Origin of the sequence: Georgenia sp. AZ-5 (assembly GCF_043952095.1) — a bacterium.
GTDB lineage: Bacteria > Actinomycetota > Actinomycetes > Actinomycetales > Actinomycetaceae > Georgenia.
Map to the genome: position 1 here is coordinate 1,756,268 of NZ_JBINOU010000001.1, position 24,538 is coordinate 1,780,805.

19 protein-coding genes are annotated in these 24,538 nt (G+C 75.6%); 16 read left to right on the forward strand and 3 right to left on the reverse strand.

Translation table 11 applies throughout. The annotated features are described in order from the left end of the window. Nucleotides 1-3: 3 nt before the first annotated feature. Both serA and ACF0H8_RS08350 read right to left on the reverse strand, forming a co-directional pair. Nucleotides 4-1,224, reverse strand: coding sequence for a phosphoglycerate dehydrogenase (gene serA / locus ACF0H8_RS08345; RefSeq protein ID WP_395288483.1), 1,221 nt, complete (start codon nt 1,222-1,224; stop codon nt 4-6). Nucleotides 1,225-1,399: 175 nt separating this feature from the next. Beyond that, a complete protein-coding gene (locus tag ACF0H8_RS08350) occupies nt 1,400-3,697 on the reverse strand; it encodes a HelD family protein (protein ID WP_395288484.1) in 2,298 nt (765 codons plus the stop codon). Between the two features lie 281 nt (nt 3,698-3,978). Here ACF0H8_RS08350 and ACF0H8_RS08355 point away from each other — a divergent pair, with 281 nt between their 5' ends. The 3 genes from ACF0H8_RS08355 to ACF0H8_RS08365 all read left to right on the forward strand — a co-directional run bounded on the left by ACF0H8_RS08355 (nt 3,979) and on the right by ACF0H8_RS08365 (nt 7,165). Continuing rightward, nucleotides 3,979-4,962: a proteasome assembly chaperone family protein gene (locus ACF0H8_RS08355; RefSeq protein ID WP_395288485.1), complete on the forward strand. Its 984-nt coding sequence runs from the start codon at nt 3,979-3,981 to the stop codon at nt 4,960-4,962. 170 nt (nt 4,963-5,132) lie between these two features. Then, complete coding sequence (locus tag ACF0H8_RS08360; protein WP_395288486.1) at nt 5,133-6,557, forward strand: nitrate/nitrite transporter; 1,425 nt, start codon at nt 5,133-5,135, stop codon at nt 6,555-6,557. Between the two features lie 401 nt (nt 6,558-6,958). Next, nucleotides 6,959-7,165 (forward strand): cold-shock protein, encoded by a 207-nt coding sequence (locus ACF0H8_RS08365; protein WP_043498042.1) that lies wholly within the window; start codon nt 6,959-6,961, stop codon nt 7,163-7,165. Between the two features lie 56 nt (nt 7,166-7,221). Here the strand turns inward: ACF0H8_RS08365 and ACF0H8_RS08370 are convergent, their stop codons facing one another. Continuing rightward, entirely contained in the window at nt 7,222-8,073 is an 852-nt protein-coding gene (locus ACF0H8_RS08370; protein ID WP_395288487.1) for a spermidine synthase, read from the reverse strand. A 46-nt stretch (nt 8,074-8,119) separates the two neighbouring features. On the opposite strand from ACF0H8_RS08370, the gene ACF0H8_RS08375 reads away from it, so the two are divergent. From ACF0H8_RS08375 to murC, 13 genes are all read left to right on the forward strand, one after another. Beyond that, nucleotides 8,120-9,373, forward strand: a complete 1,254-nt coding sequence (locus ACF0H8_RS08375) for a DNA polymerase IV (protein WP_395288488.1) — start codon at nt 8,120-8,122, stop codon at nt 9,371-9,373. 54 nt (nt 9,374-9,427) lie between these two features. Beyond that, nucleotides 9,428-9,805 carry a DUF3040 domain-containing protein gene (locus tag ACF0H8_RS08380; RefSeq protein WP_395288489.1) on the forward strand — a complete coding sequence of 126 codons (378 nt, stop codon included), beginning with the start codon at nt 9,428-9,430 and terminating at the stop codon, nt 9,803-9,805. 1,096 nt (nt 9,806-10,901) lie between these two features. Next, complete coding sequence (mraZ, locus tag ACF0H8_RS08385) at nt 10,902-11,333, forward strand: division/cell wall cluster transcriptional repressor MraZ (protein ID WP_395288490.1); 432 nt, start codon at nt 10,902-10,904, stop codon at nt 11,331-11,333. A gap of 174 nt (nt 11,334-11,507) precedes the next feature. Then, nucleotides 11,508-12,527 (forward strand): 16S rRNA (cytosine(1402)-N(4))-methyltransferase RsmH, encoded by a 1,020-nt coding sequence (gene rsmH / locus ACF0H8_RS08390; protein ID WP_395288491.1) that lies wholly within the window; start codon nt 11,508-11,510, stop codon nt 12,525-12,527. Beyond that, nucleotides 12,524-12,931: a hypothetical protein gene (locus tag ACF0H8_RS08395; RefSeq protein WP_395288492.1), complete on the forward strand. Its 408-nt coding sequence runs from the start codon at nt 12,524-12,526 to the stop codon at nt 12,929-12,931. Before rsmH ends, ACF0H8_RS08395 begins: the two co-directional genes overlap by 4 nt. Continuing rightward, a complete protein-coding gene (locus ACF0H8_RS08400; RefSeq protein WP_395288493.1) occupies nt 12,928-14,709 on the forward strand; it encodes a peptidoglycan D,D-transpeptidase FtsI family protein in 1,782 nt (593 codons plus the stop codon). The genes ACF0H8_RS08395 and ACF0H8_RS08400 overlap by 4 nt, the downstream gene beginning before the upstream one ends. A 50-nt stretch (nt 14,710-14,759) precedes the next feature. After that, nucleotides 14,760-16,331, forward strand: a complete 1,572-nt coding sequence (locus tag ACF0H8_RS08405; protein WP_395288494.1) for a UDP-N-acetylmuramoyl-L-alanyl-D-glutamate--2,6-diaminopimelate ligase — start codon at nt 14,760-14,762, stop codon at nt 16,329-16,331. Beyond that, entirely contained in the window at nt 16,328-17,947 is a 1,620-nt protein-coding gene (gene murF / locus ACF0H8_RS08410) for a UDP-N-acetylmuramoyl-tripeptide--D-alanyl-D-alanine ligase (RefSeq protein ID WP_395288495.1), read from the forward strand. Before ACF0H8_RS08405 ends, murF begins: the two co-directional genes overlap by 4 nt. Next, entirely contained in the window at nt 17,944-19,038 is a 1,095-nt protein-coding gene (gene mraY / locus ACF0H8_RS08415; protein ID WP_395288496.1) for a phospho-N-acetylmuramoyl-pentapeptide-transferase, read from the forward strand. Before murF ends, mraY begins: the two co-directional genes overlap by 4 nt. Further along, nucleotides 19,035-20,525, forward strand: coding sequence for a UDP-N-acetylmuramoyl-L-alanine--D-glutamate ligase (gene murD / locus ACF0H8_RS08420; RefSeq protein WP_395288497.1), 1,491 nt, complete (start codon nt 19,035-19,037; stop codon nt 20,523-20,525). The genes mraY and murD overlap by 4 nt, the downstream gene beginning before the upstream one ends. Further along, nucleotides 20,522-21,835 (forward strand): putative peptidoglycan glycosyltransferase FtsW, encoded by a 1,314-nt coding sequence (locus tag ACF0H8_RS08425; protein WP_395288498.1) that lies wholly within the window; start codon nt 20,522-20,524, stop codon nt 21,833-21,835. The genes murD and ACF0H8_RS08425 overlap by 4 nt, the downstream gene beginning before the upstream one ends. After that, complete coding sequence (locus tag ACF0H8_RS08430) at nt 21,828-22,994, forward strand: UDP-N-acetylglucosamine--N-acetylmuramyl-(pentapeptide) pyrophosphoryl-undecaprenol N-acetylglucosamine transferase (protein ID WP_395288499.1); 1,167 nt, start codon at nt 21,828-21,830, stop codon at nt 22,992-22,994. Before ACF0H8_RS08425 ends, ACF0H8_RS08430 begins: the two co-directional genes overlap by 8 nt. After that, complete coding sequence (murC, locus tag ACF0H8_RS08435; RefSeq protein ID WP_395288500.1) at nt 22,987-24,384, forward strand: UDP-N-acetylmuramate--L-alanine ligase; 1,398 nt, start codon at nt 22,987-22,989, stop codon at nt 24,382-24,384. Before ACF0H8_RS08430 ends, murC begins: the two co-directional genes overlap by 8 nt. Nucleotides 24,385-24,538: the final 154 nt, after the last annotated feature.

The following is a 24,538-nucleotide window of genomic DNA, read 5'->3' on the forward strand; positions in this document are numbered from 1 at the left end:
AGCTCAGTCCTCGGGGTTCGGGCGAACCATGACGCGCAGCCGGAGGGTGTCCTCCATCTCGCGCACCGCCTCCACCGCCTCGCGCGGCAGCTCGGAACCGATGTCCGTGACCACGTAGCCGATCTCGCCGCGGGTGCCGAGGATCTGGCCCTCGATGTTGGCGCCGTGCTCGGCGAAGGTCTGGTTCACGAGCGCCAGCACCCCGGGGGTGTTGCGGTGCACGAAGGCCACCCGGTAACGGGCGGCGTCGGAGGGCTCGAGCGCCAGCCGAGGGAGGTTGACCGACAGGTCGGTGGAGCCGGTCCGCAGGTACTTGGAGAGCTTGCCCGAGACGAAGGAGCCGATGTTCTCCTGCGCCTCCTGGGTCGAGCCGCCCACGTGCGGGGTGAGGATGACGTTCGGCAGCCCGCGGAGCTCGGACTCGAAGTGGTCGCCGGTGCGCTTGGGCTCGTTGGGGAAGACGTCGACGGCGGCACCGGAGACCGAGCCGTCGAGAATCTTCTCCCGCAGCACCGAGTAGTCCACGAGGAAGCCGCGGGAGAGGTTGAGGAACGCCGCCCCGTGCTTCATCTGCTCGAACTGCTCGCGGCCGAACATGCCGGCGTTGCCCTCGCGCCCGTCGACGTGGAGGGTGACCACGTCGGCCACGGCGAGCAGCTCGGCGAGGGAGCCCATGCGCTGGGCGTTGCCCAGCGCGAGCTTCTCGGCGGTGTCGAAGAAGACGACCCGCATGCCCAGCGCCTCGGCCACGACCGACAGCTGCGTGCCGATGTTGCCGTACCCCACGATGCCGATGGTGCGCCCACGGACCTCGTGCGAGCCGGTGGCCGACTTGTCCCAGGTGCCGGCGTGCAGCGCCTTGTCGCGCACCGTGAGGCGGCGGGTCAGCGCGATGATCTCGGCCACCGCGAGCTCGACCACGGAGCGGGTGTTCGAGAACGGCGCGTTGAACACGGCGATGCCACGGCGGGCGGCGGCGCGCAGGTCGATCTGGTTGGTGCCGATGCAGAACGCGCCGATGGCCACCAGGTCGGGGTGCTTCGCGAGCACCCGCTCGGTCACCTGCGTGGTCGAGCGGATGCCGAGGATGTCGACGCCGTCGAGCGCCTCGATCAGCTCGCCCTCGTCGAGGGCACCCGGGTGCCGGACGACCTCGAGGCCGGCGCGGGCGAGAACCTCGTCGGCGTTGCTGTGCGGGTTTTCCAGGAGGAGTGCGCGTGCCACCGGGTCATCGTCCGCCTGTCTCGCGATGCGGAGCAAGTAAGTCCACCACGTGGGCGAAGTGGGATCGGTCACCCGTGCCGCTGTGCCGCTGTGCCCCGCCGGGCCGGGACGGGCGGGGACGGCCGCGGCGAGACGGGCGTGGACGCCTCGCCCGACGCCGCGCCGTCCTCCCGCGTCACTCCGGTCGAAAGCCCTCCGGCAGCGGCCGCTCGTGCACCACGCGCAGCCGGCGGGTCGGCCGCGTCATGGCCACGTACAGGTCGCCCGTGCCCCCGCGGAGGATGTCCGCGGGCTCGGCGAGCACGACCACGTCGAACTCCAGCCCCTTGGCCTCGTGCGGGTCCAGCACCGCCAGGCGCGCGCCGAGCGGCTCGTTCTCGCCCGAGGCGAGCGCGGCGCGCAGGTCCGGCACGCCGGCCAGCTCGGCGGCCACCTCGGCCCGGCGCGCAGCGGGCACGATGACGGCCACCCGGCCGGCGCCGACGCCGTCGGCGGCGTCCAGCCCGGCGAGCTCTTCGCGGGCGGCCCGCCCGACGGCCGCCGGGACGCCCCCGGCGCCGGCGGTCGTCAGGGTGAGGGCGTCGGGCAGGTCGCGGGCGGCGCGCACCGGGTAGGCCGGCGCGGCGTCGAGCGCGGCGAGGACCGCCGTGGCGGCGTCCATGACCGTGGCGGGCGTGCGGTAGCTGATGGTCAGGACGGCCTCGCGCAGGTGGGCGCCGGCGGCGCGGCCGAGCACCTGGCCCCAGGACCGCGCGGGCTGGTGGCCGCTGCGCTGGGCGAGGTCGCCCACCACCGTCATGGAGCGGGAGGGGCAGCGGCGCAGCAGGGCCCGCCACGCCATGGGGGAGAGCTCCTGGGCCTCGTCGACGACGACGTGGCCGTACGTCCAGGAGCGGTCGGAAGCCGCGCGCTCCGCCGTCGTCAGCCGCGGGCCGGTGGCGGCGAAGCGCTCGGCCAGCATCTCGGCGCTCACCATGCCCATGCCCAGGCCCTGCGAGGCGATGGCCTCCTGGGCGAAGCGCAGCTCCTCGGCGGCCTGGATCTTGGCCTCTGCGGCGGCGCGGTTGGCCTCCGCCTGCTCGTGCACGCCCAGCAGCTCGGCGAGCTCGTCCAGGAGCGGGATGTCGGCGACCGTCCAGGCCGAGCCCGGCTCGCGCTGGAGCAGGGTGCGGTCGCGGGCGGACATGCCCCCGGTGTAGCGGGCCAGCAGGTCGGGGCGGGCGTAGAGCTTCTCGAGCAGGCCGTGCGGGGTGGTGGGCATCCAGCACAGGTTGATCGCCACCCGGACGTCGCGCGCGGTGCGCACGTCCTCCATGAGGAAGGCGCGCTCGTCGGCGTCGTCCACGCCCTTGGTGCCCGCGTACTCGCGGACGAGGTGGTCGAGCATCGTCCGGGCGAACGTGTCGCGGGCCTGGTTGTGCGGCAGGCCGGTGCGCCGCGCCCTGGCCATGGCCGCGCGCACGTCCTCGGGCCGCAGGTGCAGCGTGGTGCCCTCGACGCGCAGCTCGCGGACCTCGTCGGGGACGCGCTGGAGCCCCCGGACCGCCCGGGCCAGCACCTGGGCCATGGCCGCGCGGCCCTTCACCGCGGCGACCTCCTCCGGCTCGTCGGCGGTCGCCGTCGTGCCCGGCAGCAGGTCGCCCATGGTGGTGGCCACGACGTCGGTCTCGCCGAGGGAGGGCAGGACCTGGTCGATGTAGCGCAGGAACACCCGGGAGGGGCCGACGAGCAGCACGCCGGAGCGCTCGAGGCGCTCGCGGTGGGCGTAGAGCAGGTACGCCGCCCGGTGCAGGGCGACGGCGGTCTTGCCGGTGCCCGGGCCGCCCTGGACGACAAGGACCCCGTCCAGCGGCGAGCGGATCACCGCGTCCTGCTCGGCCTGGATGGTCGAGACGATGTCGTGCATGCGCCCGGAGCGGGCGGCGGACATCGCCGCGAAGAGCGCCCCCTCACCGGTCAGGCCGCTGGCGACCGCCTCGTCCAGGTTCTCGTGGTCGAGCAGCTCGTCCTCCACGCCGACGACCGTGCGCCCGCGCGTCATCAGGTGCCGGCGGCGGACGACGTCGCCCGGGTGTGCCGCGGTGGCCTGGTAGAAGGGGCGCGCGCTGGGGGCGCGCCAGTCGACCAGCAGCTGGTTGTGCTCGGCGTCGGACATCCCGACCCGGCCGACGTAGCGCGGCTCGCCCTCCGCCCGCAGGTCCAGCCGGCCGAAGACGAGCCGGTTCTCCACGTGGTCCAGGCGCGCGACGGCGTCGGCGTAGTGCGCCGCGAAGGCGTCCCGCTCCGACCGGTTCTGCGGGGATCCCGACGGCCCCTCGCGGCGCACGTCCGCCAGCCGTGCCTCGTAGGCGGCGCGCAGCTCGTCCAGCCGGGTGTAGACCGTGTCGACGAAGACCTGCTCCTCCTCGACGGCGACCTGAGACACCGCGGCGGCGCGCGAGCCGTCCTCGGGCGTGTGGGCCGGTCCTGGCACGCGGGCTCCTGTGAGGTTCGGTGGCCACCGCTGGCGCGGTGGTGTGCCGGCGGCACGGCCATCCATTATCCGACACCTGGCCCCGCGTCGCAGTAACTTCCGCCACCCGGCGCGGGCGTGGCTGCCGGGCGCGGCGGCGCGCCGGCGTGCCCGCCGGGCGCGTTCTGGCAGGCTGTGCCGGAGGTCACGGCAGGTCGGCGCCCAGGTGCGCGCGGTCGCGGAATGACGCGACGGCCTGCAGCGTTGTGCCCGGCAGAACCTGAACGTGAGAGGAGTCCATGATGAGCGATCCCCGGGACCTCTACGCCGTGAGCCCGCAGGCGTACGACGTCGCGCCCGTCCCCGTGCTGGTGCACGCCATGCGCGGCTCGCTGGACGCCGGGCACGCCGGCGCGCTGGTCGCCCGCCACCTCCTCGACTCCCTGCCCACCGAGCGGCTCGCCACGTTCGACGCCGACGCCCTGATCGACTACCGGTCGCGACGCCCGGCGATGGTCTTCGAGGACTGGCGGTACACGGAGTACGAGGAGCCGGTGATCGCCCTGGACCTGCTCCGGGACGACGAAGGCACGCCGCTGCTGCTGCTCCACGGGCCGGAGCCGGACCTGCAGTGGAACGCCTTCACCGCCGCGGTGCTCGGGCTGGTGGAGGCCCTGGGCGTCCAGCGCACCATCGGCGTGCACGGCATCCCGATGGCGGTGCCGCACACCCGCCCCGTCTCGGTGACCGCCCACGCCACCCGGGACGGCCTGGTCGACCCGCAGCGGCACATGATGGGCGCCGTGCAGGTGCCCGGCTCGGTCATGGGGCTGCTCGAGCTGCGGCTGGGCCGGGCCGGCCACGACGCGATCGGCTTCTCCGCGAACGTGCCGCACTACCTCGCCCAGTCCGAGTACCCGCAGGCGGCCGCCGAGCTGGTGCGCCAGATCTCCGGCAACACCGGTCTGGCGCTGCCGGTGGGCGAGCTCGAGGCCGCCGCCGCCGAGACCATGCAGCAGATCGAGGCGCAGGTCTCGGGCTCGGCCGAGGTGGGTGCCGTGGTGCACGCCCTGGAGCAGCAGTACGACGCCTTCATGGAGGCCGCGGCGCAGCCGGGGCAGCGCACTCTTCTCGCCCAGCCCGACGACATGCCCACCGCCGACGAGATCGGCGCGGAGCTCGAGGCCTTCCTCGCCGAGCAGTCGGGCGGCACCGGGGCCGGCCCCGAGGACGGCGCCGGCGCCCCGGACGGGCGCCCCGACGGCCCCGTCGGCGGCCGGGACTGAGCGTCCCGGCGGCGGCCGGAACGGGCGTCCCGGCGGCGGCCGGGACCGGGCGCCCGACCTGACGGTGCCCCCACCCGCGCGGGTGGGGGCACCGTCGTGTGAGCAGCCTCATGACGACCGCGGCGGCGTCCGACCGACGGAACCGGCGGCTCCGCGAGACAATGACGGCGATGTCCCCCTTCCGTGATCCCGCGCCGGCACGGCTCGCGTACACCGTGTGGGGGGCCGGGCTGGCGGCGTACGTCGTCGCCGTCACCGGACGCACCTCGCTCGGCGTCGCCGGGCTGCAGGCGGTCGACCGTTTCGAGATCAGCGCCGCCGCCCTCTCGATGTTCTCCGTGGTGCAGCTCGCCGTCTACGCCGCGGCGCAGGTGCCGGTGGGGATCGTGCTCGACCGGGTGGGCAGCCGGAAGGTGTTAGTCACGGGGGCCGTGATCCTCGCGGCCGGGCAGGCCATGCTCGCAGTGGTCGACACCCTGCCGATGGCGCTGGTCGCCCGCGTCCTGGTGGGCGTGGGCGACGCCACCGCGTTCGTCTCGGTCCTGCGCCTCGTGCCGGCGTGGTTCGCCGCCCGTCGCGTGCCGGTGCTCACGCAGATGACCGGCATCATCGGCTCGACCGGGCAGATCGTCTCCGCGGTGCCGTTCATGGCGGTGCTGCTCGACCACGGGTGGACGCCGGCGTTCCTCTCGCTCGCGGGCCTGGGCCTGTTCATGGGGGCCGTGGCGGCGATCGTCGTCCGTGACCGTCCCGGGCCGGCGCAGGGCGCGCTCCCGACCGGCGGTCGGCCGACGGACGGCGGCCGCGCGCAGGGGTCCGGGCGCGGCGAGGCCGTCCAGCCGGTGGGCACCGGCGCCGAGGTGCCGGCCGCGGCCGTGGACGCCCCCGCGCGGCAGAAGGTCTCCTTGCGCGACGTGCTCGCCGAGCCCGGGACGTGGCTGGGGTTCTTCACGCACTTCGTGTGCCTGTTCCCGACCAACACCTTCACCCTGCTGTGGGGCGTGCCGTTCCTGACGGAGGGGCAGGGCATCAGCGCCGGCGCCGCCAGCGCCCTGCTCACGCTCTCGGCGCTGGTGGGCGTCGTGACCGGGCCGGTCACCGGCATCCTGCAGGGGCGCCACCCGCTGCGGCGCTCGTGGCTCGTCCTCGGGGCCGTCGCCGCCACCATCCTGGTCTGGGCGTCGGTGCTCGTGCCCTCCACGCCGCGCCCGATGTGGCAGCTGGTCCTGCTCGTCGTGGTCCTGACGATGTCGGCCACCGCCTCGAACATCGGCTTCGACTTCGCGCGGACCTTCGTGCCGCCGGCCCGGCTGGGCACTGCCACGGGCGTGGTCAACGTGGGCGGGTTCGCCGCCTCGCTCGTCTCCGTCTTCCTCGTGGGGCTGGTGCTGGACCTCGCCGCCCCGGCCGGCGGGTACGTCCTCGAGGACTTCCGCGCCGCGTTCGCCACCCAGGCGGTGCTCTGGGTCGTCGGGCTGACGGGGCTGCTCCTGGCCCGCCGGGCCACCCGGCGGCGCATGGCCGAGCGCGGTGTCGTCGTACCGCCGGTGCGTGAGGTGGTGGCGCGGATGCGCCGGCAGCGTCACGAGCGCTGACGCGGGCCCGCGTCCGGTCCGCCGGCACCCCGCCTGTCTCTCCGAGCCCGCGTCCGTCCCGGACCGGCCTCCGCCGTCCGTCCCGGACCGGCTCCGCCGTCCGTCCCGGACCGGCTCCGCCGTCCGTCCCGGACCGGCTCCGCCGTCGGTGGGGCCCCGGAAGCGCGCGCCGAACGGGGAGCGGCGGTCCGATGTCCGAATCGCTGGATAGCCGGTGTGACTTCTGCCATGCTGGCGCCGTTGCATCTGCGTTTCCCTGACGTGCGGTGCGGGACCGGCGGGAGCCGGCCCCGGGGACCGGCCCTCCCCGGCCGGGACCAGCAAGGAAGTGGGACGGCACTGCGGCACGAACGGGGTCGGCACGGGGCCGGCCCACCAACGTCCCGGAAGGACACAGCAAGATGGCACAGGGGACCGTGAAGTGGTTCAACGCTGAGAAGGGCTACGGCTTCATCGAGCAGGACGGCGGCAACGCCCCCGACGTATTCGTCCACTACTCGGCGATCCAGTCCGACGGTTACCGCTCGCTCGAGGACGCGCAGCGGGTCGAGTTCGAGATCACCCAGGGGCCCAAGGGCCCGCAGGCCGAGAACGTCCGGGCGCTCTGACTCACCGTCACGACTGAGGACCACGGCTGAGGGGCCCGCGCACCGGCGCGGGTCCCTCAGCCTTCCCCGGGAGCGACCTGGTCATGGACAGGCGGCGCCGTGCCCCGGAACGCGTCCAGCGCCGCTCCGTGGACGAGCCGCACGGGCAGCGGCAGGCGGCGCAGGTCCCGCTCCAGCGACTCCACCGGCAGCGGCGCGTCCGAGGCGGCCAGCACGACGTTGCCGTACCGGCGCCCGCGCAGGATGGCTGGGTCGGCGATCAGCGCGACGTGACCGAAGACCGCCTCGAGGGTGGCCACCTCGCCGCGGGCGCCGTGCAGGGGCGGGCGGTCGGTGAGGTTGACGAGGTAGATCCCGCCGGGCGTCAGCACCCGGTGCACCTCGGTCGCCGCCTCGACGGTGCGGACGTGACGCGGCACCCGGCCGGACGCGAAGACGTCCCGGACCGCCACCTCCCAGATCCCGTGGGCGAGCGCGGCCGTCACCGCTCGGGCGTCCCCGGTGCGGATGCGCAGCCGCGGCGCCCGCGGCAGGTCGAACCACTCCCGCACCAGGTGGGCGAGGACCTCGTCGAGCTCGACGGCGAGCTGGGTCGATCCCGGCCGTCGTGCCTCCAGCGCCCGCGGCAGCGCGCAGCCCGCGGCGCCGAGGTGCAGGGCGCGCACGGGCCCCGGCGGCCGGGCGGCGTCGAGCACCACAGCCATCTGCTGCATGTACTCGAACTCCAGGTGGGACGGGTCGGCCAGGTCCAGGTGGGAGCTCTCCGTGCCGTCCAGGAGCAGCGTGACCCGGTGGGGCGCCCCGGGCTCCCGGCGCACGCTCGCCGTGCCCAGCGATGTGCGGACCGGCTCGGAGGGCAGGTCGCGCTCGGGGCGGCGCGGAGAGGCGCGGCGACGACGGTCGGGCACCCGGCCACGTTAGCCTGGGGCGGGCAGGCGAACCGGGGGTGACGACATGAGCCGAGCCCCGCGCAGCGAGGCGGCCAGGCGCTCCTGGGGCGAGGACGACACCGGCTGCACGATCCTCCACGTCGACATGGACGCCTTCTTCGCGTCCGTCGAGCTCCTCGACCACCCCGAGCTGCGCGGCCGGCCCGTGATCGTGGGCGGCCAGCACCGCGGCGTGGTGAGCGCGGCCAGCTACGAGGCGCGCGCCTACGGCGTCCACTCGGCCATGCCCGTGACCCGCGCCCGGCTGCTGTGCCCCCAGGGCGTGTTCCTCCCGGGCCGGCACGCCCGGTACGCCGAGGTCTCCCGCGAGGTCATGGCCGTCATGGCGGAGGTCACGCCCGTCATGGAGCAGGTCAGCATCGACGAGGCGTTCCTGGACGTCGCAGGCGCCGTCCGCCGCATGGGCTCGCCGGTGACCATCGCGCGATGGATCAGGCGGGAGGTCCGCTCCCGCACCGGCGTCCCCGCGTCCGTCGGCGTCGCCGCCACCAAGCACGTCGCCAAGCTCGCCTCCGCCCACGCGAAGCCCGACGGCCTGCTGCTGGTCCCGGCCGACGCCACCGTCCCGTTCCTGCACTCGCTGCCGGTAGGGGCGCTGTGGGGCGTGGGGGAGAAGACCCGGGCGGCGCTCGAGCGCCGGGGGCTGGACACGGTCGCCGACGTCGCCGCCACACCCCTGCCCGCGCTCCACCGCATGCTCGGCGTGGCCGCCGGGCAGAAGCTGCACGAGCTGGCGTGGGGCATCGACCCGCGCCGCGTCGTTCCCGGGCGCGTGGAGAAGTCCGTGGGGACGGAGACGACGTTCGTCGAGGACATCACCGACCGGGAGGTGCTGGAGAGGGTCCTGCTCGACCAGAGCCACCAGTGCGCGGCCCGGCTGCGCGCCGACGGGGTGCTGGCCGCCACCGTGGCGATCAAGGTGCGCATGGCCGACTTCACCACGCTGACGCGGTCGCGGACGCTGCCGGCGCCGACGGACCTCGGCCAGCAGATCGTCGCGGCCGCCCGCGACCTCCTGGCGGGCGTCCAGATCTCCGCGGACGGTGTCCGCCTGCTGGGTGTGCGGGCCGAGAACCTCACGAGCGTGCGCTCCAGCGGCATCCAGGCCGCCCTCGACGAGGACCCCCAGAAGGCGCGCGCCGAACGCGCCATGGACGGCGTCAGGGCGCGCTTCGGTCCCCAGGTCCTGCGCCCCGCGTCGCTGTTGGACAACAAACGGCCTTCGGCTTTCCCGGGCGCTCGCCGGGACATATCCTGATGCACACACCGTCGACAACGGCGGGCGGCGGTCTGGCGGGAATCTGGAGGTCCCATGCCTCTCTCCGAGTACGAGCAGCGCATGCTCCAGCAGATGGAGCAGCAGCTGCGTTCCGACGACCCCCGGCTCGCCAGCGCCCTCGCGGACAAGCCGCGAACCGACGTCCGCCGGCTGAGCCTGGGCGTGCTGCTCTTCCTCCTCGGCCTCGGCGGGCTCGTCGGTGGCGTGGCCACCGGTTGGGTCTGGCTCGGGGTGCTGGGCTTCCTGGCGATGCTCGGCGGCGTCATGCTGGCCATCAGCGGCCCCCGTGGGGCGGCCGGCAAGCGCAGCCGCGCGAAGAAGCCCGGTGGTCCCGGCGCCCCGACGTCCGGGAGCTTCATGCAGCGGCAGGAAGACCGCTGGAACAAGCGCAACGAGGAACGCGGCCGATAACGCACCCTCTGCGTCCTCGGTGCCGAGGATCGGACGGCGAGTAAGTCACCAGCCCGTGGCCCAGTGCCACGGGCTGCGTGCATCCCGCGCCGTAGGGCGGCGCGCGCCGAAGCGTTGAGGTGCGTCGCCTTCCGGCGCTCGCTCCCCGCCGGCGCTACTCAGCGCCCTCCACCCCCTCCCCGCCGACGCTCCACCCCGCTCCCCCCCGGCGCCACGCAGCGCCCTCCACCCCGCTCCCCGCCGGCGCCACGCAGCGCCCTCCACCCCGCTCCCCGCCGGCGCCACGCAGCGCCCTCCACCCCGCTCCCCGCCGGCGCCACGCAGCGCCCTCCACCCCGCTCCACCGGGGCGGGCGCGCCACCTCGCGCCACCGGTCAGCTGACCTAGCCCGGCTCCGCAGAGGCGGGTCCTTTCGCCGGGCGGCCCGCTCTCCACCGTGCGCCACCGCCGACGCGCTCCCTCCACCCGGGCCGGCGCTCCGCCGCCCCTGGGGCCGGTTCAGGAGCTTCGTCCGCCTCCAGCAGCGGCGATTGCGACACTCTGGTCGCTTTGACGTGCGGCATAACCGCAAGATCGTCACATCCGCCGCCACCCTGGCGCTGTCGCGACACCTCTCCGCCATCGCGCTCCACGGGGCTCCACCGCGCGGCGCCGTCGCCACCTGGCACCACCTCGCGGCGCCGTCGCCATCCCGCCCCACCGCGCGGAGCCGTCGCCATCTGCCCCCACCTCGCGGCGCCGTCTCCACGCCGCTCCACCTGCCGGGAGGCCCTGACGCGAGCGGCGCCCCTGTTGCGGGCCCCACATCCCTCCACCGCTCGGACCCGTCGGCGGCAGACGGGCGATCGGATCGGCGGGAACCCGCCATTCCTGCTCGCCGAGCGAACGGCGGCGTCCCGGACTCCACCGCGCGGGCAACAGCGTGGCCCCCTCGGGGCGCGCATTTCCCTCCACCCCCCCGCCACCGGCCGTGACCTGCGGCATCACCGCGCAGGTTCGCTTTTCTGCGCCGATTTCGCATTGACGGGGGAGGGATGTGGAGTAATGTGGGGCACGCGGGGGGAAAGGGGTGTTTGCGAGGGAGGGGGGTGCCGGTGTGTTCCTGGGGACGTACGAACCTCGTCTGGACGACAAGGGCCGGCTCATCCTGCCCGCGAAGTTCCGCGACCAGCTCGCGCCCGGGATCGTCCTCACGCGCGGCCAGGAGCGGTGCCTCTACGCCTTCCCAGCCCGCGAGTTCGAGGACATGCACGACCGTCTGCGCCAGGCGCCAGTCACCAGCAAGCAGGCGCGCGACTACCTGCGCGTCTTCCTCTCCGGTGCCAGCGACGAGGTGCCGGACAAGCAGGGCCGCATCACCATCCCCGCGAACCTGCGGCAGTACGCCGGGCTCGACCGCGACCTCGCCGTCATCGGCGCCGGGGCGCGCATCGAGATCTGGGACGCGACCGCCTGGTCCACCTACCTCGCCGAGCAGGAGGAGGCCTTCGCCGAGACCGCCGAGGAGGTGGTCCCCGGCCTCTTCTGACCGACCCGCCTGACCCGATCCCGCACGAACGACCGCCGGACCTCCGCACGACGAGGTCTCTCACCGCGACTCTGACGCACTTCCCCGGCGCCAGAGCAGGCGGAGGGAGTCCTGGCCGGGCGGCGGACCGGCACCGAAACACCCAGCCCCACCCCCACGCACCAGGAGAGCCCCATGAGCCAGGCGGACGCAGCGTCGCTGCACGTGCCGGTCATGGCGGAGCGGTGCCTGGAGATCCTCGGCCCGGCGGTGAGCGCGCCGGGCGCCGTTCTCGTGGACGCCACGCTCGGCATGGGCGGGCACGCCGAGGCGGCCCTGGGGCGCTTCCCCGACCTGCTGGTGGTCGGCATCGACCGCGACCCGCAGGCCATCGCGCTCGCCGGCGCGCGCCTGGCGGCCTACGCCGACCGGTTCACCGCCGTGCACGCCACCTACGACCACATCGACGAGGTCGCCGCGGAGCACGGCGCCGGCGGCCGGGTGCAGGGCGTGCTCATGGACCTGGGCGTCTCCTCCCTCCAGCTGGACGAGGCGGGACGGGGGTTCGCCTACGCGCAGGACGCCCCGCTGGACATGCGCATGGACCAGTCCGCCGGGCGCTCGGCGGCGGACCTGCTCGCCGAGGCGAGCGAGGCCGAGCTGCGCCACATCCTGCGCGCGTACGGCGAGGAGAAGTTCGCCGGCCGGATCGCGGCGGCCATCGTGCGCCGTCGCGAGACCGAGCCGCTGAGGCGGACCGGCGAGCTCGTCGAGATCGTCCGCGAGTCGATCCCGGCGGCCGCCCGGCGCACCGGCGGCAACCCGGCCAAGCGGACGTTCCAGGCGCTGCGCATCGCCGTCAACGGCGAGCTGGAGGTCCTCGAGCGGGCCCTGCCCCGGGCGGTCGAGGCCCTCGCCGTCGGCGGGCGCATCGTCGTGGAGTCCTACCACTCGCTGGAGGACCGCGCGGTCAAGACGGTCCTCGCCCGGGGGGCGACGTCGTCGGCGCCGCCGGACCTCCCCGTCGAGCCCGAGAGCCACAAGCCGTACCTCCGCCTGCTCACCCGGGGCGCGGAGGAGGCGGACGAGGCGGAGAAGGCCCGCAACCCGCGGGCGAAGTCCGTCCGCCTCCGCGCCGCCGAGAGGCTGCGCCCCACCCCCGCCCACCTGATCGACCGGACCAGCCCCCGGAGCCGAAGGAGTCCCGCCGCATGAGCGCCGCCCCCGCCCGCGCCCCGAGAACCGCCGCCGCGTCCGCCCCCAGGCCCGCACCCAGCCGGCGGCCCCGCCTCGCCGTCGTGCCCAGCCCCGCGCCGGCACGCAGCGTGGTGCCGTACCTGCTGCTGTGCGCGGCGGTCCTCGCCGCATCGCTGCTCGGCGCGCTGCTGCTCAACACCCACATGGCCGCCACCGCCTACGAGATCCACGACAAGCAGGTGGCCCTGGGCCGCCTCGACGAGGCCGAGGCCTCCCTGCGCGCCCAGGTGGAGGAGGCCGGCTCGCCCGCCTCGCTGCAGCAGCGGGCCGACGAGCTCGGCATGGTCCCCGCGGAGAACCTGCGCTTCATCCGGCTGTCCGACGGTGCGCTCCTCGGTCCCGCGCCCGAGAGCGCCGGATGACGACCCGCCCAGCAGAGGTCGGCGACCGCCGACGTCGCCGTCAGGCCGTCCTCATCGCGGTCATGACGGTGATCTTCTTCTTCGGCGGCCGCCTGGTCTACGTCCAGGCGCTCCAGGGCCCCGACCTGGCCGCCGAGGCGCGCGACTCGCGCACCCGCACGTCCGACATCCGCGCCCCGCGCGGGAACATCGTGGACGCCGACGGCGAGGTCCTTGCCACGTCGGTGGAGCGTTACAACGTGGGCGTCAACCAGCAGCTGGTGCGCAACTACGTGCGCAAGGACCCGGAGACCGGCGAGGTGCTCGGCACCGGCGCGGCGGAGGCCGCGGAGGTGCTCGCCCCGCTGCTGGACCGGGACAAGGCGGAGCTGGGCGCCGAGCTCGTCGGCGACTCCACGTTCGTCTACCTCGCCAAGGGGCTGACCCCGGAGCAGTGGCGGGAGATCGAGGCGCTGAACATCCCGGGCATCGAGCCCGAGGAGACCACCGAGCGGCTGTACCCCAACGGCAGCACGGCCGGCAACATCATCGGCTTCGTGGGGCGCGAGGGCCAGGGCCTCGCCGGCCTGGAGCTGACCTTCGACGAGCAGCTGACCGGCACCGACGGCAGCCTGACCGTGGAGATCGGCGGCACCGGCCAGGTCATCCCGACCGGGCTGCGAGAGGAGGTCCCCGCCGAGCCGGGGCAGACGGTGCACACGACCATCGACAGGGACCTGCAGTACTTCGCCCAGCAGTCCGTCGACGAGGCCGTCGCGAAGTGGGGCGCCCAGTGGGGCGCCGTCGTGGTCGAGGAGGTCGGGACCGGGCGGATCCTCGCCATAGCGGACTCCAACACCGTCGACCCCAACAACTACCAGGACTGGGACCAGGCCGACTGGGGCTCGCGCGCCGTCCAGGCCCCCTACGAGCCCGGGTCGACGGGCAAGCTGCCCACCTTCGCCGCCGCGCTCGAGGAGGACGCCGTGGAGACCGACACGGTCTTCACCGTCCCGGACACCCTGACGATGCCGAACGGCCAGACGTTCTCCGACAACGACGACCACCCCACCGAGCAGCTGACGACCACCGGCATCCTCACGGACTCGTCCAACACCGGCACCGTGCAGATCGGCGACCTCATCGACGACCGGGTCCGCTACGGCTACCTGCGGGCGTTCGGCTTCGGCGAGAAGACCGGCATCGAGCTGCCCGGCGAGACCTCCGGCGTGCTGCGCGAGCCGGAGAGCTGGGACTCGCGCACCCGGTACACCACGATGTTCGGCCAGGGCATGAGCGTGAGCCTCCTGCAGAACACCTCGATGGTGGCCACCCTCGGCAACGGCGGCGTGCGGATGGACCCGCACATCGTCGACGGCCTCACCGACGGGGAGGGCGAGTTCGCGCCCACCGAGGTCGGCGAGGGGGAGCGCGTCGTCAGCGAGGAGACCGCGGACCAGATGGTCGCCATGATGGAGTCCGTGGCCGCCGACGGCGGTACGGGCGTGCTCGGGCAGGTCGAGGGCTACCGCGTCGCCGCCAAGACCGGCACCGCGCAGATCGTCGACGGCTCCGGCGGCCTGAGCAACCGGCTGGGCTCCTACGTCGGGCTGGCCCCGGCCGAGGACCCCAAGGTCGCGGTCGGCGTGGTCATGTACAAGCCGCCGGGGATGTCCTACGGCGGCGTCATCGCCGCGCCCGTCTTCTCCGAGGTCACCGGATTCGCCCTGCGCCAGATGGGCGTGCCGCCATCGACCACGCCTCCGGCGATGCTGGCGCGCACCCCGGGGGAGGGGTGAGCCGGGCCACGTCGGCTGGCCGGGCCGTCGCGGGCCGCAACAATGGAGCAGTGACAGACCAGCCCGACGCCCTGCGCCCCACCGACCCGCCCGCCCACCGCCTGGGCGACCTCGCCACCACCTTCGGCCTCGACCCGGCCGGTCAGGGCCCCGGCTGGCAGGACGTCACCGTGCGCGGCGTCAGCGCGGACAACCGGCGCCTCGCCCCCGGCGAGCTGTTCGCCGCCCACACCGGCGGGCACGTGCACGGCGCCCGCTTCGCGCCCGCCGCCGTGGCGGCCGGGGCGACGGCGGTGCTCACCGACCCCGCCGGCGCCGAGCTGCTCGCCGGCCGGGAGCTGGGGGTGCCGGTGCTCCGGGCCCCCGACGTGCCCGCCGTGCTCGGCGAGCTCGCCGCGGAGCTGTACGGCCACCCCGGACGGGCGCTCGGCACCTTCGCCGTGACCGGCACCAACGGGAAGACCACGGTCGCGTTCATGGTCGACCACGCGCTGCGCGCCCTCGGCCGCAGGACCGGCCTGGTCGGCACCGTCGAGGTGCGCGTGGCCGACCGGGCGGTGCCCGCGACGCTGACCACCCCGCAGCCCGCCGACCTCCAGGCGCTGCTCGCGGCGATGGTCGAGGCGCGCGTGGACGACCTCGTCATGGAGGTCTCCTCCCACGCCCTCGCGCTGGGCCGGGTGGACTCCCTGGTGTACGACGTCGCCGGGTTCACCAACCTCACCCAGGACCACCTGGACTTCCACGGCACGCTCGAGGACTACTTCCAGGCCAAGGCCTCCCTCTTCACCCCCGCCCGGTCCCGCCGCGCGGTGGTGCTCGTCGACGACGAGTGGGGCCGGCGGCTCGCGGAGCAGACCCGCGCCGCCGGGGGCGCCGACCGCGTCGTCACCGTGGCGGTGGGCGCCGCCGCCGACGCCGACTGGCGCGTGGGTGACGTCGAGGTCGGCGCCGCCGGCACGGCCTTCACCCTCACGCACCGCGACGGGCGCGCGCTGCGCACCGCCACCGCGCTGCCGGGGGCGTTCAACCTCGCCAACGCGGCGCTGGCCGCGGCCATGGTGCTGGCGTCCGGCGTCGACGTCGCCGACCTCGACCGGGCGCTGCGCGCCGCGGGCGGGCTGAGCCCCGCGGTCCCCGGCCGGATGGAGCAGCTCTCCACGCGCCCCCGCGTGATCGTCGACTTCGCGCACAACGCCGACGCCCTCGCCCAGGCCCTCGCCGCGCTGCGACCTTCCACCACCGGCCGCCTGTGGGTGCTGTTCGGCGCCGCCGGCGAGCGGGACCGCACCAAGCGCCCCGTCATGGGCCGCCTGGCCGCCGAGGCCGCGGACGTCGTCGTCGTCACCGACGACGACCCGCACGACGAGCCGCCCGCGCAGATCCGCGAGGAGGTGCTGACCGGCGCCCGCGCTGTGACCGGTTCCACCGTGCGGGAGATTGGGCGCCGAGAGGAGGCCATCCGTACGGTGGTACTCGAGGCCGGCGAGGACGACACCGTCCTCGTGGCCGGCCGTGGTCACGAGACCGTGCAGGAGATCGCCGGCGTGGCCCACCACCTGGACGACCGCGACGAGGTGCGCGCCGCCCTTGAGCTGCGCACCGGAGGACACGCTCGATGATCACCATGAACCTCGCGGAGGTCGCCGCCGTCACCGGCGGGCGCCTCGCGGGTACGCCCCACGCCGCCGTCGTCACCGGCGAGGTCGTCGCCGACTCGCGCGCCGCCGCCCCGGGCGACCTCTTCGCCGCCTTCGTGGGCGAGCGCGTGGACGGGCACGACTTCGTCGCCGCCGCGCTGGCGGCCGGCGCCGCCGGGGCGCTGGTCTCCCACCCCGGGCCGGTGCTCGCCGCCGGCGCCGACCCCGGCCGGCTCGTCGTCGTCGAAGACGTCGCGGCGGCCCTGGGTGCGCTGGCCCGCCACGTCCTCGCCGAGCTGCGCCGCCGCCGGCCGGAGGGCGACCCGCTGCGCGTCGTCGCCGTGACCGGCTCTTTCGGCAAGACCACCACCAAGGACCTGCTGGCCCGGCTGCTCGAGCCGCTCGGGGAGCGGATCGCCCCCCCCGGGTCGTTCAACAACGAGATCGGCCTGCCCCTCACCGTGCTGCGCGCCCGCGAGACCACCCGGACGCTGGTGCTGGAGATGGGCGCCGACCGCGTGGGCAACCTCGAGTACCTCACCTCCGTGGCGCCGCCGGACGTGGCCGTCGTGCTGGCCGTGGGCCGCGCCCACCTCGGGGAGTTCGGCGGCATCGAGAACGTCGCCCGCGCCAAGTCGGAGCTCGTGGCCGGCCTGCTGCCCACCGGGACCGCGGTGCTCAACGCCGACGACCCCCGCGTGGCCCCCATGGCCGCCCTCGCCCCGGCCCGCGTGCTGACGTTCGGCCGCTCCGCCGGCGCGGACGTGCGCGCCACGGACGTGACGCTCGACGACGCCGGCCGGGCCGCCTTCACCCTCACCGCGCCCGCCGGCAGCGCCCCGGTGCGGCTGGCCCTGGTGGGGGAGCACCACGTCGGCAACGCGCTGGCCGCCGCCGCCGTGGCGCTGGACCTGGGGCTCGCCCTCGAGGACGTCGCGGCCGCCCTCGCCACCGCCGGCGCGGCCAGCCCGCACCGGATGGACGTGCGAGACCTGGGCGACGTCCGCCTCATCGACGACTCCTACAACGCCAACCCCGACTCCATGCGCGCCGGGCTGCGCGCGCTGGCCACGCTCAGCGAGGCCGGCCCGGCCGGCTCCGCGGCGCGACGCCGCGTCGCCGTCCTGGGCGAGATGCTCGAGCTCGGCGCGGACTCCGCCGCCGAGCACACCGCGGTGGGCGCGGATGCCGTGGGCGCCGGCGTCGACCTGCTGGTGACGGTCGGGCGGGGCGCCGCCCCGCTGGCCGCCGGCGCGCGCGCCGCCGCCGGGACCGAGACGCCCGCCGGGAGAGCCGCCGCCGGCGCCCCGCCGCCCCGGCGGGCGCAGGTCGTCGAGGTCGCCGACGTCGACGCCGCCCGCGCCTACCTGGCCGAGTCGCTGCGGCCCGGTGACGTGGTGCTGCTCAAGGGCTCGAACGGCTCGGGCATCTGGCGCCTGGCCGACTCCCTCGTCGCCGAGGCCGCGACCGTGGTCGCGCCGGCGGGTCCGGGGCAGTCCGCGCCCACCGCGACGGAGCCCGCGCCCGCCGCACAGGGCGACGCGGCCGCCGCACCGGGCGCGCCGGTCGAGACCTGGGGCCGGGTGATGCCCTCATGATGGCGGTCCTCATCGCGGGCGCCGTCGCGCTCGTGCTCGCACTGCTCGGCACCCCGCTGTTCATCCGTCTGCTGGTGAAGAAGAACTACGGCCAGTTCATCCGCGAGGACGGCCCCACCGCGCACTTCACCAAGCGCGGCACGCCCACCATGGGCGGGGTGGTGATCATCGCCGCGACGGTGCTCGGCTACGCGATCGCCAACGTCGCCACCGGCCGCATGCCCAACGCCTCGGGCCTGCTGCTGCTCTACCTCATGGTGGGCCTGGGCCTGATCGGCTTCCTGGACGACTACATCAAGATCTCCAGGGAGCGCTCCCTCGGACTCAACCCCAGGAGCAAGATCGTCGGGCAGGCGCTCATCGGGATCTCCTGGGCCGTGCTGGCCCTGCAGTTCCCCAACGAGAACCACCGCACCCCGGCCTCCACCGAGATCTCCTTCATCCGGGACACCGGCATCGACCTCGCCTGGGCCGGTGCCGGGCTGGGCCTCGTGCTGTTCGTGCTGTGGGCGAACTTCCTCATCACCGCGTGGTCGAACGCCGTGAACCTCACCGACGGGCTCGACGGCCTGGCCACCGGCGCGTCGGTGCTCGTCTTCGGCGCCTACACGGTGATCACCATCTGGCAGTCCAACCAGTCCTGCCAGTACCTCGCCGGCCCGGACCAGGGCCTGGCGGCGTGCTACGAGGTCCGCGATCCCCGCGACCTGGCGATCGTCACCGCCGCCATCGTCGGCGCCTGCTTCGGCTTCCTGTGGTGGAACACCTCCCCGGCGCGGATCTTCATGGGTGACACCGGCTCGCTCGCCCTCGGCGGCGCGCTGGCCGGGCTGTCGATCCTGACCCGCACCGAGGTCCTCGCCGCGATCATCGGCGGCCTGTTCGTCATCATCGTCATGAGCGACGTGATCCAGATCGGCTTCTTCAAGATGACCGGCAGACGGGTGTTCCGCATGGCCCCCCTGCACCACCACTTCGAGCTGAAGGGGTGGGGCGAGGTGACGATCGTCGTGCGCTTCTGGATCATCGCCGCGCTGTTCGTCGCCGGCGGCGTCGGCCTCTTCTACGCCGAGTGGGTCTCCCAGCTATGAGCCGGCCCGACACCACCGATCTCGCCGGCGCCCGCGTCGCGGTCGTCGGCCTGGGCACCTCGGGCCGGGCCGCGCTCGAGGCGCTCGGCGGCACCGGCGCGACCCTCGCCGGCTTCGACGCCGCCGAGGCCGCGCTGGACGCCGTCCGCGACGCCGGCGCCGCCCCGGCCGCCACGCACCTGCGGGCCGCGTCCGACCCGGAGAGGCTCGCCGAGGAGGTGCTCGGGTGGCGGCCGGACGTCGTCGTCGTCTCGCCGGGGATCCCGGCGGTCTCCCCGCTGCACACCCGGGCCGCGGCGGCCGGCGTCGCGACGTGGAGCGAGGTGGAGCTCGCCTGGCGGCTGCAGGCGGCCCGCCCCGACGGCACCCGGGCGCCCTGGCTGACGCTCACCGGCACCAACGGCAAGACCACCACGGTCGGCATGCTCGCCTCCATCCTCACCGCGGCGGGGGAGCGGGCGGTGGCCGTCGGCAACGTCGGCGCCCCGATCGTCACGGCCACCACCCGCCGTGGCGCCGACGCGCCCGAGGTGCTCGCGGTGGAGCTGTCCAGCTTCCAGCTGCACTCCACCCGCACGGTCTCCCCGCAGGCCAGCGCCTGCCTCAACGTCGCGCCCGACCACATCGACTGGCACGGCTCCTACGAGCGGTACCGGGCCGACAAGGCACGGGTGTACGAGCGCACCCAGGTCGCCTGCGTCTACAACGAGGCCGACCCGCAGACCCGCCGCATGGTCGAGGAGGCCGAGGTCGTCGAGGGCGCCCGCGCCGTCGGCTTCACCACCGCCACGCCCGCCGTCGGCCAGCTGGGCCTGGTCGAGGAGTTCCTCGTCGACCGAGCCTTCGGCCCCGACCGGCAGCGCACCGCGCTGGAGCTGGGGACCCTGGAGGACCTGGCCCACCTCGCCCCCGCCGGCGGGGAGGTCCCCGGCCACGTCGTCGCCAACGCGCTCGCCGCGGCCGCGCTGGCCCGCGCCCACGGCGTCGCCCCCGCGCAGGTGCGCGAGGGCCTGCGCGCCTTCCCCGCCGGCGAGCACCGCATCGAGCTCGTGGCCCGGGTGGACGGCGTGGCCTACGTCGACGACTCCAAGGCCACCAACGCCCACGCCGCGGCCGCGTCACTGCGGGCCGTGCCCGCGGGCACGTGCGTCTGGATCGCCGGCGGCCTGGCCAAGGGCGCCCGGTTCGACGACCTCGTCGCCGCGCAGCGGGAGCACCTGCGCGCGGCCGTCCTCATCGGCAAGGACCGGGAGCCGCTGCGCTCGGCGCTGGCGCGACACGCGGCCGACGTCCCCGTGATCGAGGTCGACGCCGACGATGATCGGGTCATGCCGACGGCCGTCGCGGAGGCAGCCCGGCTCGCCCGACCCGGCGACACCGTGCTGCTGGCCCCTGCGTGCGCGTCGATGGACCAGTTCCGCAGCTACGCCGCCAGGGGCGAGGCGTTCGCCCGCGCGGCACGCGAGCTTGGGAGAAGCGGCAGATGACCACGCTCGACGGCGTTCGCGGCCCCCGCGGGGGTGCGCGCGGCGGCGCACGGCCGGCCCGGGGGGCCCGGCTGGGCTCGCGCCAGGCCGGGGGCGCGGGTGCCGCCCGCGCCGCGGCCGCCGAGCGGCGCGAGCCGGCGGCGCTGAGCTACTTCCTGGTGGGCGGGTCGGCCCTGCTGCTGCTCGCCATCGGCGTGGTCATGATCCTGTCGGCCTCGACCATCGAGTCGATCCGCGACAACGACGGCAACCCCTACGCCGAGTTCTTCGGCCAGCTGAAGTTCGTCCTGGTGGGCCTGCCGCTCGGCCTGGCGGCCTCGCGGGTCCCGGTCGAGTGGTACCGGCGCCTGGCGTGGCCGACCTTCGTCGGGACCATCGGCCTGCAGCTGCTGATCTTCACCCCGCTCGCCCGAGGCCAGGGCGGCAACGTCAACTGGATCTACGTGCCCGGCATCGGCCAGACGGTCCAGCCCTCGGAGTTCCTCAAGCTGGGGCTGGCGCTGTGGCTCGGTCTCGTCCTGGCCCGCAAGGGCCGGCTGCTGGCGGACTGGAAGCACGTCGTGCTCCCCGGCGGCGTCGGCGCCGGCGCGGCGATCCTGCTCGTCCTCGGCGGGCACGACATGGGCACCGTCATCATCCTGGCGGCCCTGGTGGCCGGGGCGTACTTCGTCGCCGGGCTGCCGCTGCGGTGGTTCGGCGCGGCCGGCGTCGTGGGCCTGGGCGCCGTCGCCTTCCTCGTCGCGTCGTCCCCCAGCCGCATGACCCGCGTGCTGTCCTTCCTCGGCCTGACCGAGGCGGACCCCTCCGGTGCCGGCTTCCAGACCATGCACGGGCTGTGGGGCCTGGGCACCGGCGGCGTCTCCGGCGTCGGGCTGGGCGCCTCCCGGGAGAAGTGGTCCTACCTGCCCGAGGCCCACAACGACTTCATCTTCGCGATCCTCGGCGAGGAGCTGGGGCTGCTCGGCACCCTGCTGGTGCTGCTGCTGTTCGCGGTGCTCGCCGTGGGGATGTTCCGGGTGGTGCGGCGCCACCGCGACCCCTTCGCGCAGATCACCACCGCCGCCATCGCGACGTGGATCCTCAGCCAGGCGCTGGTCAACATCGGCGTGGTCATCGGCGTGCTGCCCGTCATCGGCGTGCCGCTGCCGCTGGTCTCCGCCGGCGGCTCGGCGATGATCTCCACGCTCATCGCCATCGGCGTCGTCCTCGCCTTCGCCCGCAGCGAGCCGGGCGCCGCGAAGGCCCTGGCCTCCCGGCGCGGCGTGGTGCGCCGCTCGCTCGCCGTCGTGGGGGTGGGGCGCCGTGGCTGACCTGGGCGTGCTGCTGGCCGGCGGCGGGTCCGCCGGCCACGTCAACCCGCTGCTGGCGACGGCTGCCGCGCTGGTCGCACGGCCCGGCGGCGCCGACGTGACCGTGCTGGGCACCGCGGCCGGGCTCGAGCACACCCTCGTGCCCGAGGCCGGCTACCCGCTGCGGATCGTGCCCCGCGCCGCCCTGCCGCGCCGCCCCTCCCCGGAGCTGCTGCGCCTGCCCGGCAACCTCCTCGGCGCCGTCCGCGCCGCCGCCGAGGCGATCACCTCCTCCGGCGCCCAGGTCGTGGTGGGGTTCGGCGGCTACGTCGCCACGCCCGCCTACCTCGCCGCAAGGCGGCTGGGGGTCCCCGTGGTGATCCACGAGCAGAACGCCCGCCCCGGCCTGGCCAACCGGCTCGGCGCCCGGTGGGCCGCCACGGTCGCCCTGACCTTCCCGTCCACCCCGCTGCGCGCCCCACGCGGGCGGACCGAGGTCACCGGGCTGCCGCTGCGCGCCGCCGTCGCCGCGCTCGTCACGGACCGCGCGACGGCGGAGGGCGCCGCCTCCCGCCGCGCCCGCGCCGCCGCCGAGCTCGGCCTCGACCCGCGGCGCCGCACCCTGCTGGTCACCGGCGGCTCCCTCGGCGCCCAGCGGCTCAACGAGGCCGTGCCCGCGGCCGCCGCCGAGCTGGTGGCGACCGGCGCCCAGGTGCTCCACCTGACCGGGCGCGGCAAGGACGCGCCCGTGCGCGCCGCCGTCGCCGCCGCGGCCGAAGGGGAGCCCGACGTCGCGAGCCGCTACCACGTGCGCGACTACCTCAGCGCGATGGAGCTCGCCTACGCCTGCGCCGACCTGGTCCTGTGCCGCTCCGGAGCGGGCACCGTCAGCGAGCTCGCCGCGCTGGGCCTGCCGGCCGTCTACGTCCCGCTGCCCGTGGGCAACGGCGAGCAGCGGCTCAACGCGGCGGACGTCGTCGCCGCCGGCGGCGGCGTGCTCGTCGACGACGCCGACCTGGACGGCGCGTGGGTGCGCTCCCGCGTCACCGCGCTGCTGGCCGACGGCGGCGCGCTCGCCCGCATGGGTGCGGCGGCGGCCGGGGCGGGCCCCCGCGACGGCGCCGCGCACCTCGCCGAGCTGGTCGCCGAGGCGGCCGCGACGGGGGCGCGGCGTGACTGAGCGCTTTCACCTGGTGGGCGTCGGCGGGGCCGGCATGTCGGCCGTCGCCGAGCTGCTCGCCGCCCGCGGGCACGAGGTCTCCGGCTCCGACCAGCGCGACTCCCCGGCGCTGCGGCGGCTGCGCGGCCTGGGCGTGCGCACCTTCGTCGGCCACGACGCCGCGCACGTGCCGGACGGCGCGTCGGTGGTGGTCTCGACGGCCGTGCGCGAGACCAACCCCGAGCTCGCCGCGGCGCGGGCCCGCGGCCTGCGCGTGCTGCACCGCTCCGAGGCGCTGGCCCTGGCCGCGCAGGGACGGGACTTCGTCGCGGTGGCGGGCGCGCACGGCAAGACGTCCACGTCGGCGATGCTCGCCGTCGCCCTGCGGGAGGCCGGCCAGGACCCGTCCTACGCCATCGGCGGCACGGTGCTGGCCCTGGGCACCGGCGCCCACCTGGGCGAGGGACGGGCCTTCGTCGCGGAGGCCGACGAGTCCGACGGGTCGTTCCTGAACTACGCGCCCAGGGTGGCCGTGGTGACCAACATCGAGCCGGACCACCTGGACCACTACGGCTCCGAGGCCGCGTTCCGCCGGGCCTTCGAGGACTTCACCGGCCGGCTCGTGCCGGGCGGGCTGCTCGTCGCCTGCGCGGACGACCCGGGCGCGCTGGCCCTGGCCGAGCACGCCGCGGGGCGCGGCACCCGGGTGATCACGTACGGCACGGGCCAGGGCGGGGCGCCCGGCGCCGCGCACGTGCGGGTGACGGGCACCGAGCTGGTCCCGGGCGGCTCACGGGCGGTGCTGCGCGGCGGGGCGGGCGGGGACGTGCCGCTGGCGGTCTCGGTCGGCGGGGCCCACATGCTCCTGAACGCCACCGCCGCCTGGTGCGCCGGCGTGGAGCTCGGGGTGGGGCCGGAGGCGATGGCCCGGGCCCTGGCCGCGTTCACCGGCACCGGTCGGCGGTTCGAGGACAAGGGTGCCGCGGCCGGGGTGCGGGTGGTCGACGACTACGCGCACCACCCGACCGAGATCGCGGCCACGCTGCGCACCGCGCGGCTGGCGGCGGGGGAGGGCCGGGTGCTCACGCTCTTCCAGCCGCACCTGTACTCACGCACCCAGAACTTCGCCGAGGCGTTCGCCCGGGCGCTGGCGCTGGCCGACGAGGTCGTCGTCACGGACGTCTACGCCGCCCGTGAGGACCCGGTGCCGGGCGTGGACGGGTCTCTCATCACCGACGCGATGGGCCGCCAGGGCGCGGGCGCCCGGGCGCGGTACGTCGCGGACCGCCGCGAGGCTGCCCACGAGGTCGCGGCCGCGGCAAGGCCCGGCGACCTGGTGCTGACCGTGGGCGCGGGCGACGTCACGGAGCTGGGCCCGGTGATCCTCGCCGACCTCGAGGGCCGCGGATGAGACCGCCCGCGGCACCCCGCCCGCCCCGCCGCCCCGCGGCCGGGCAGCCGGCCGAGCGGGCTGCCGCCGCGCCGCCGCGGCCGCCGCGCGGGCAGGGCCCGGCCCGGGGTCGGGCCCGGCCCGGCCAGGGCGACACCGGCGGGCGCCAGCCCGC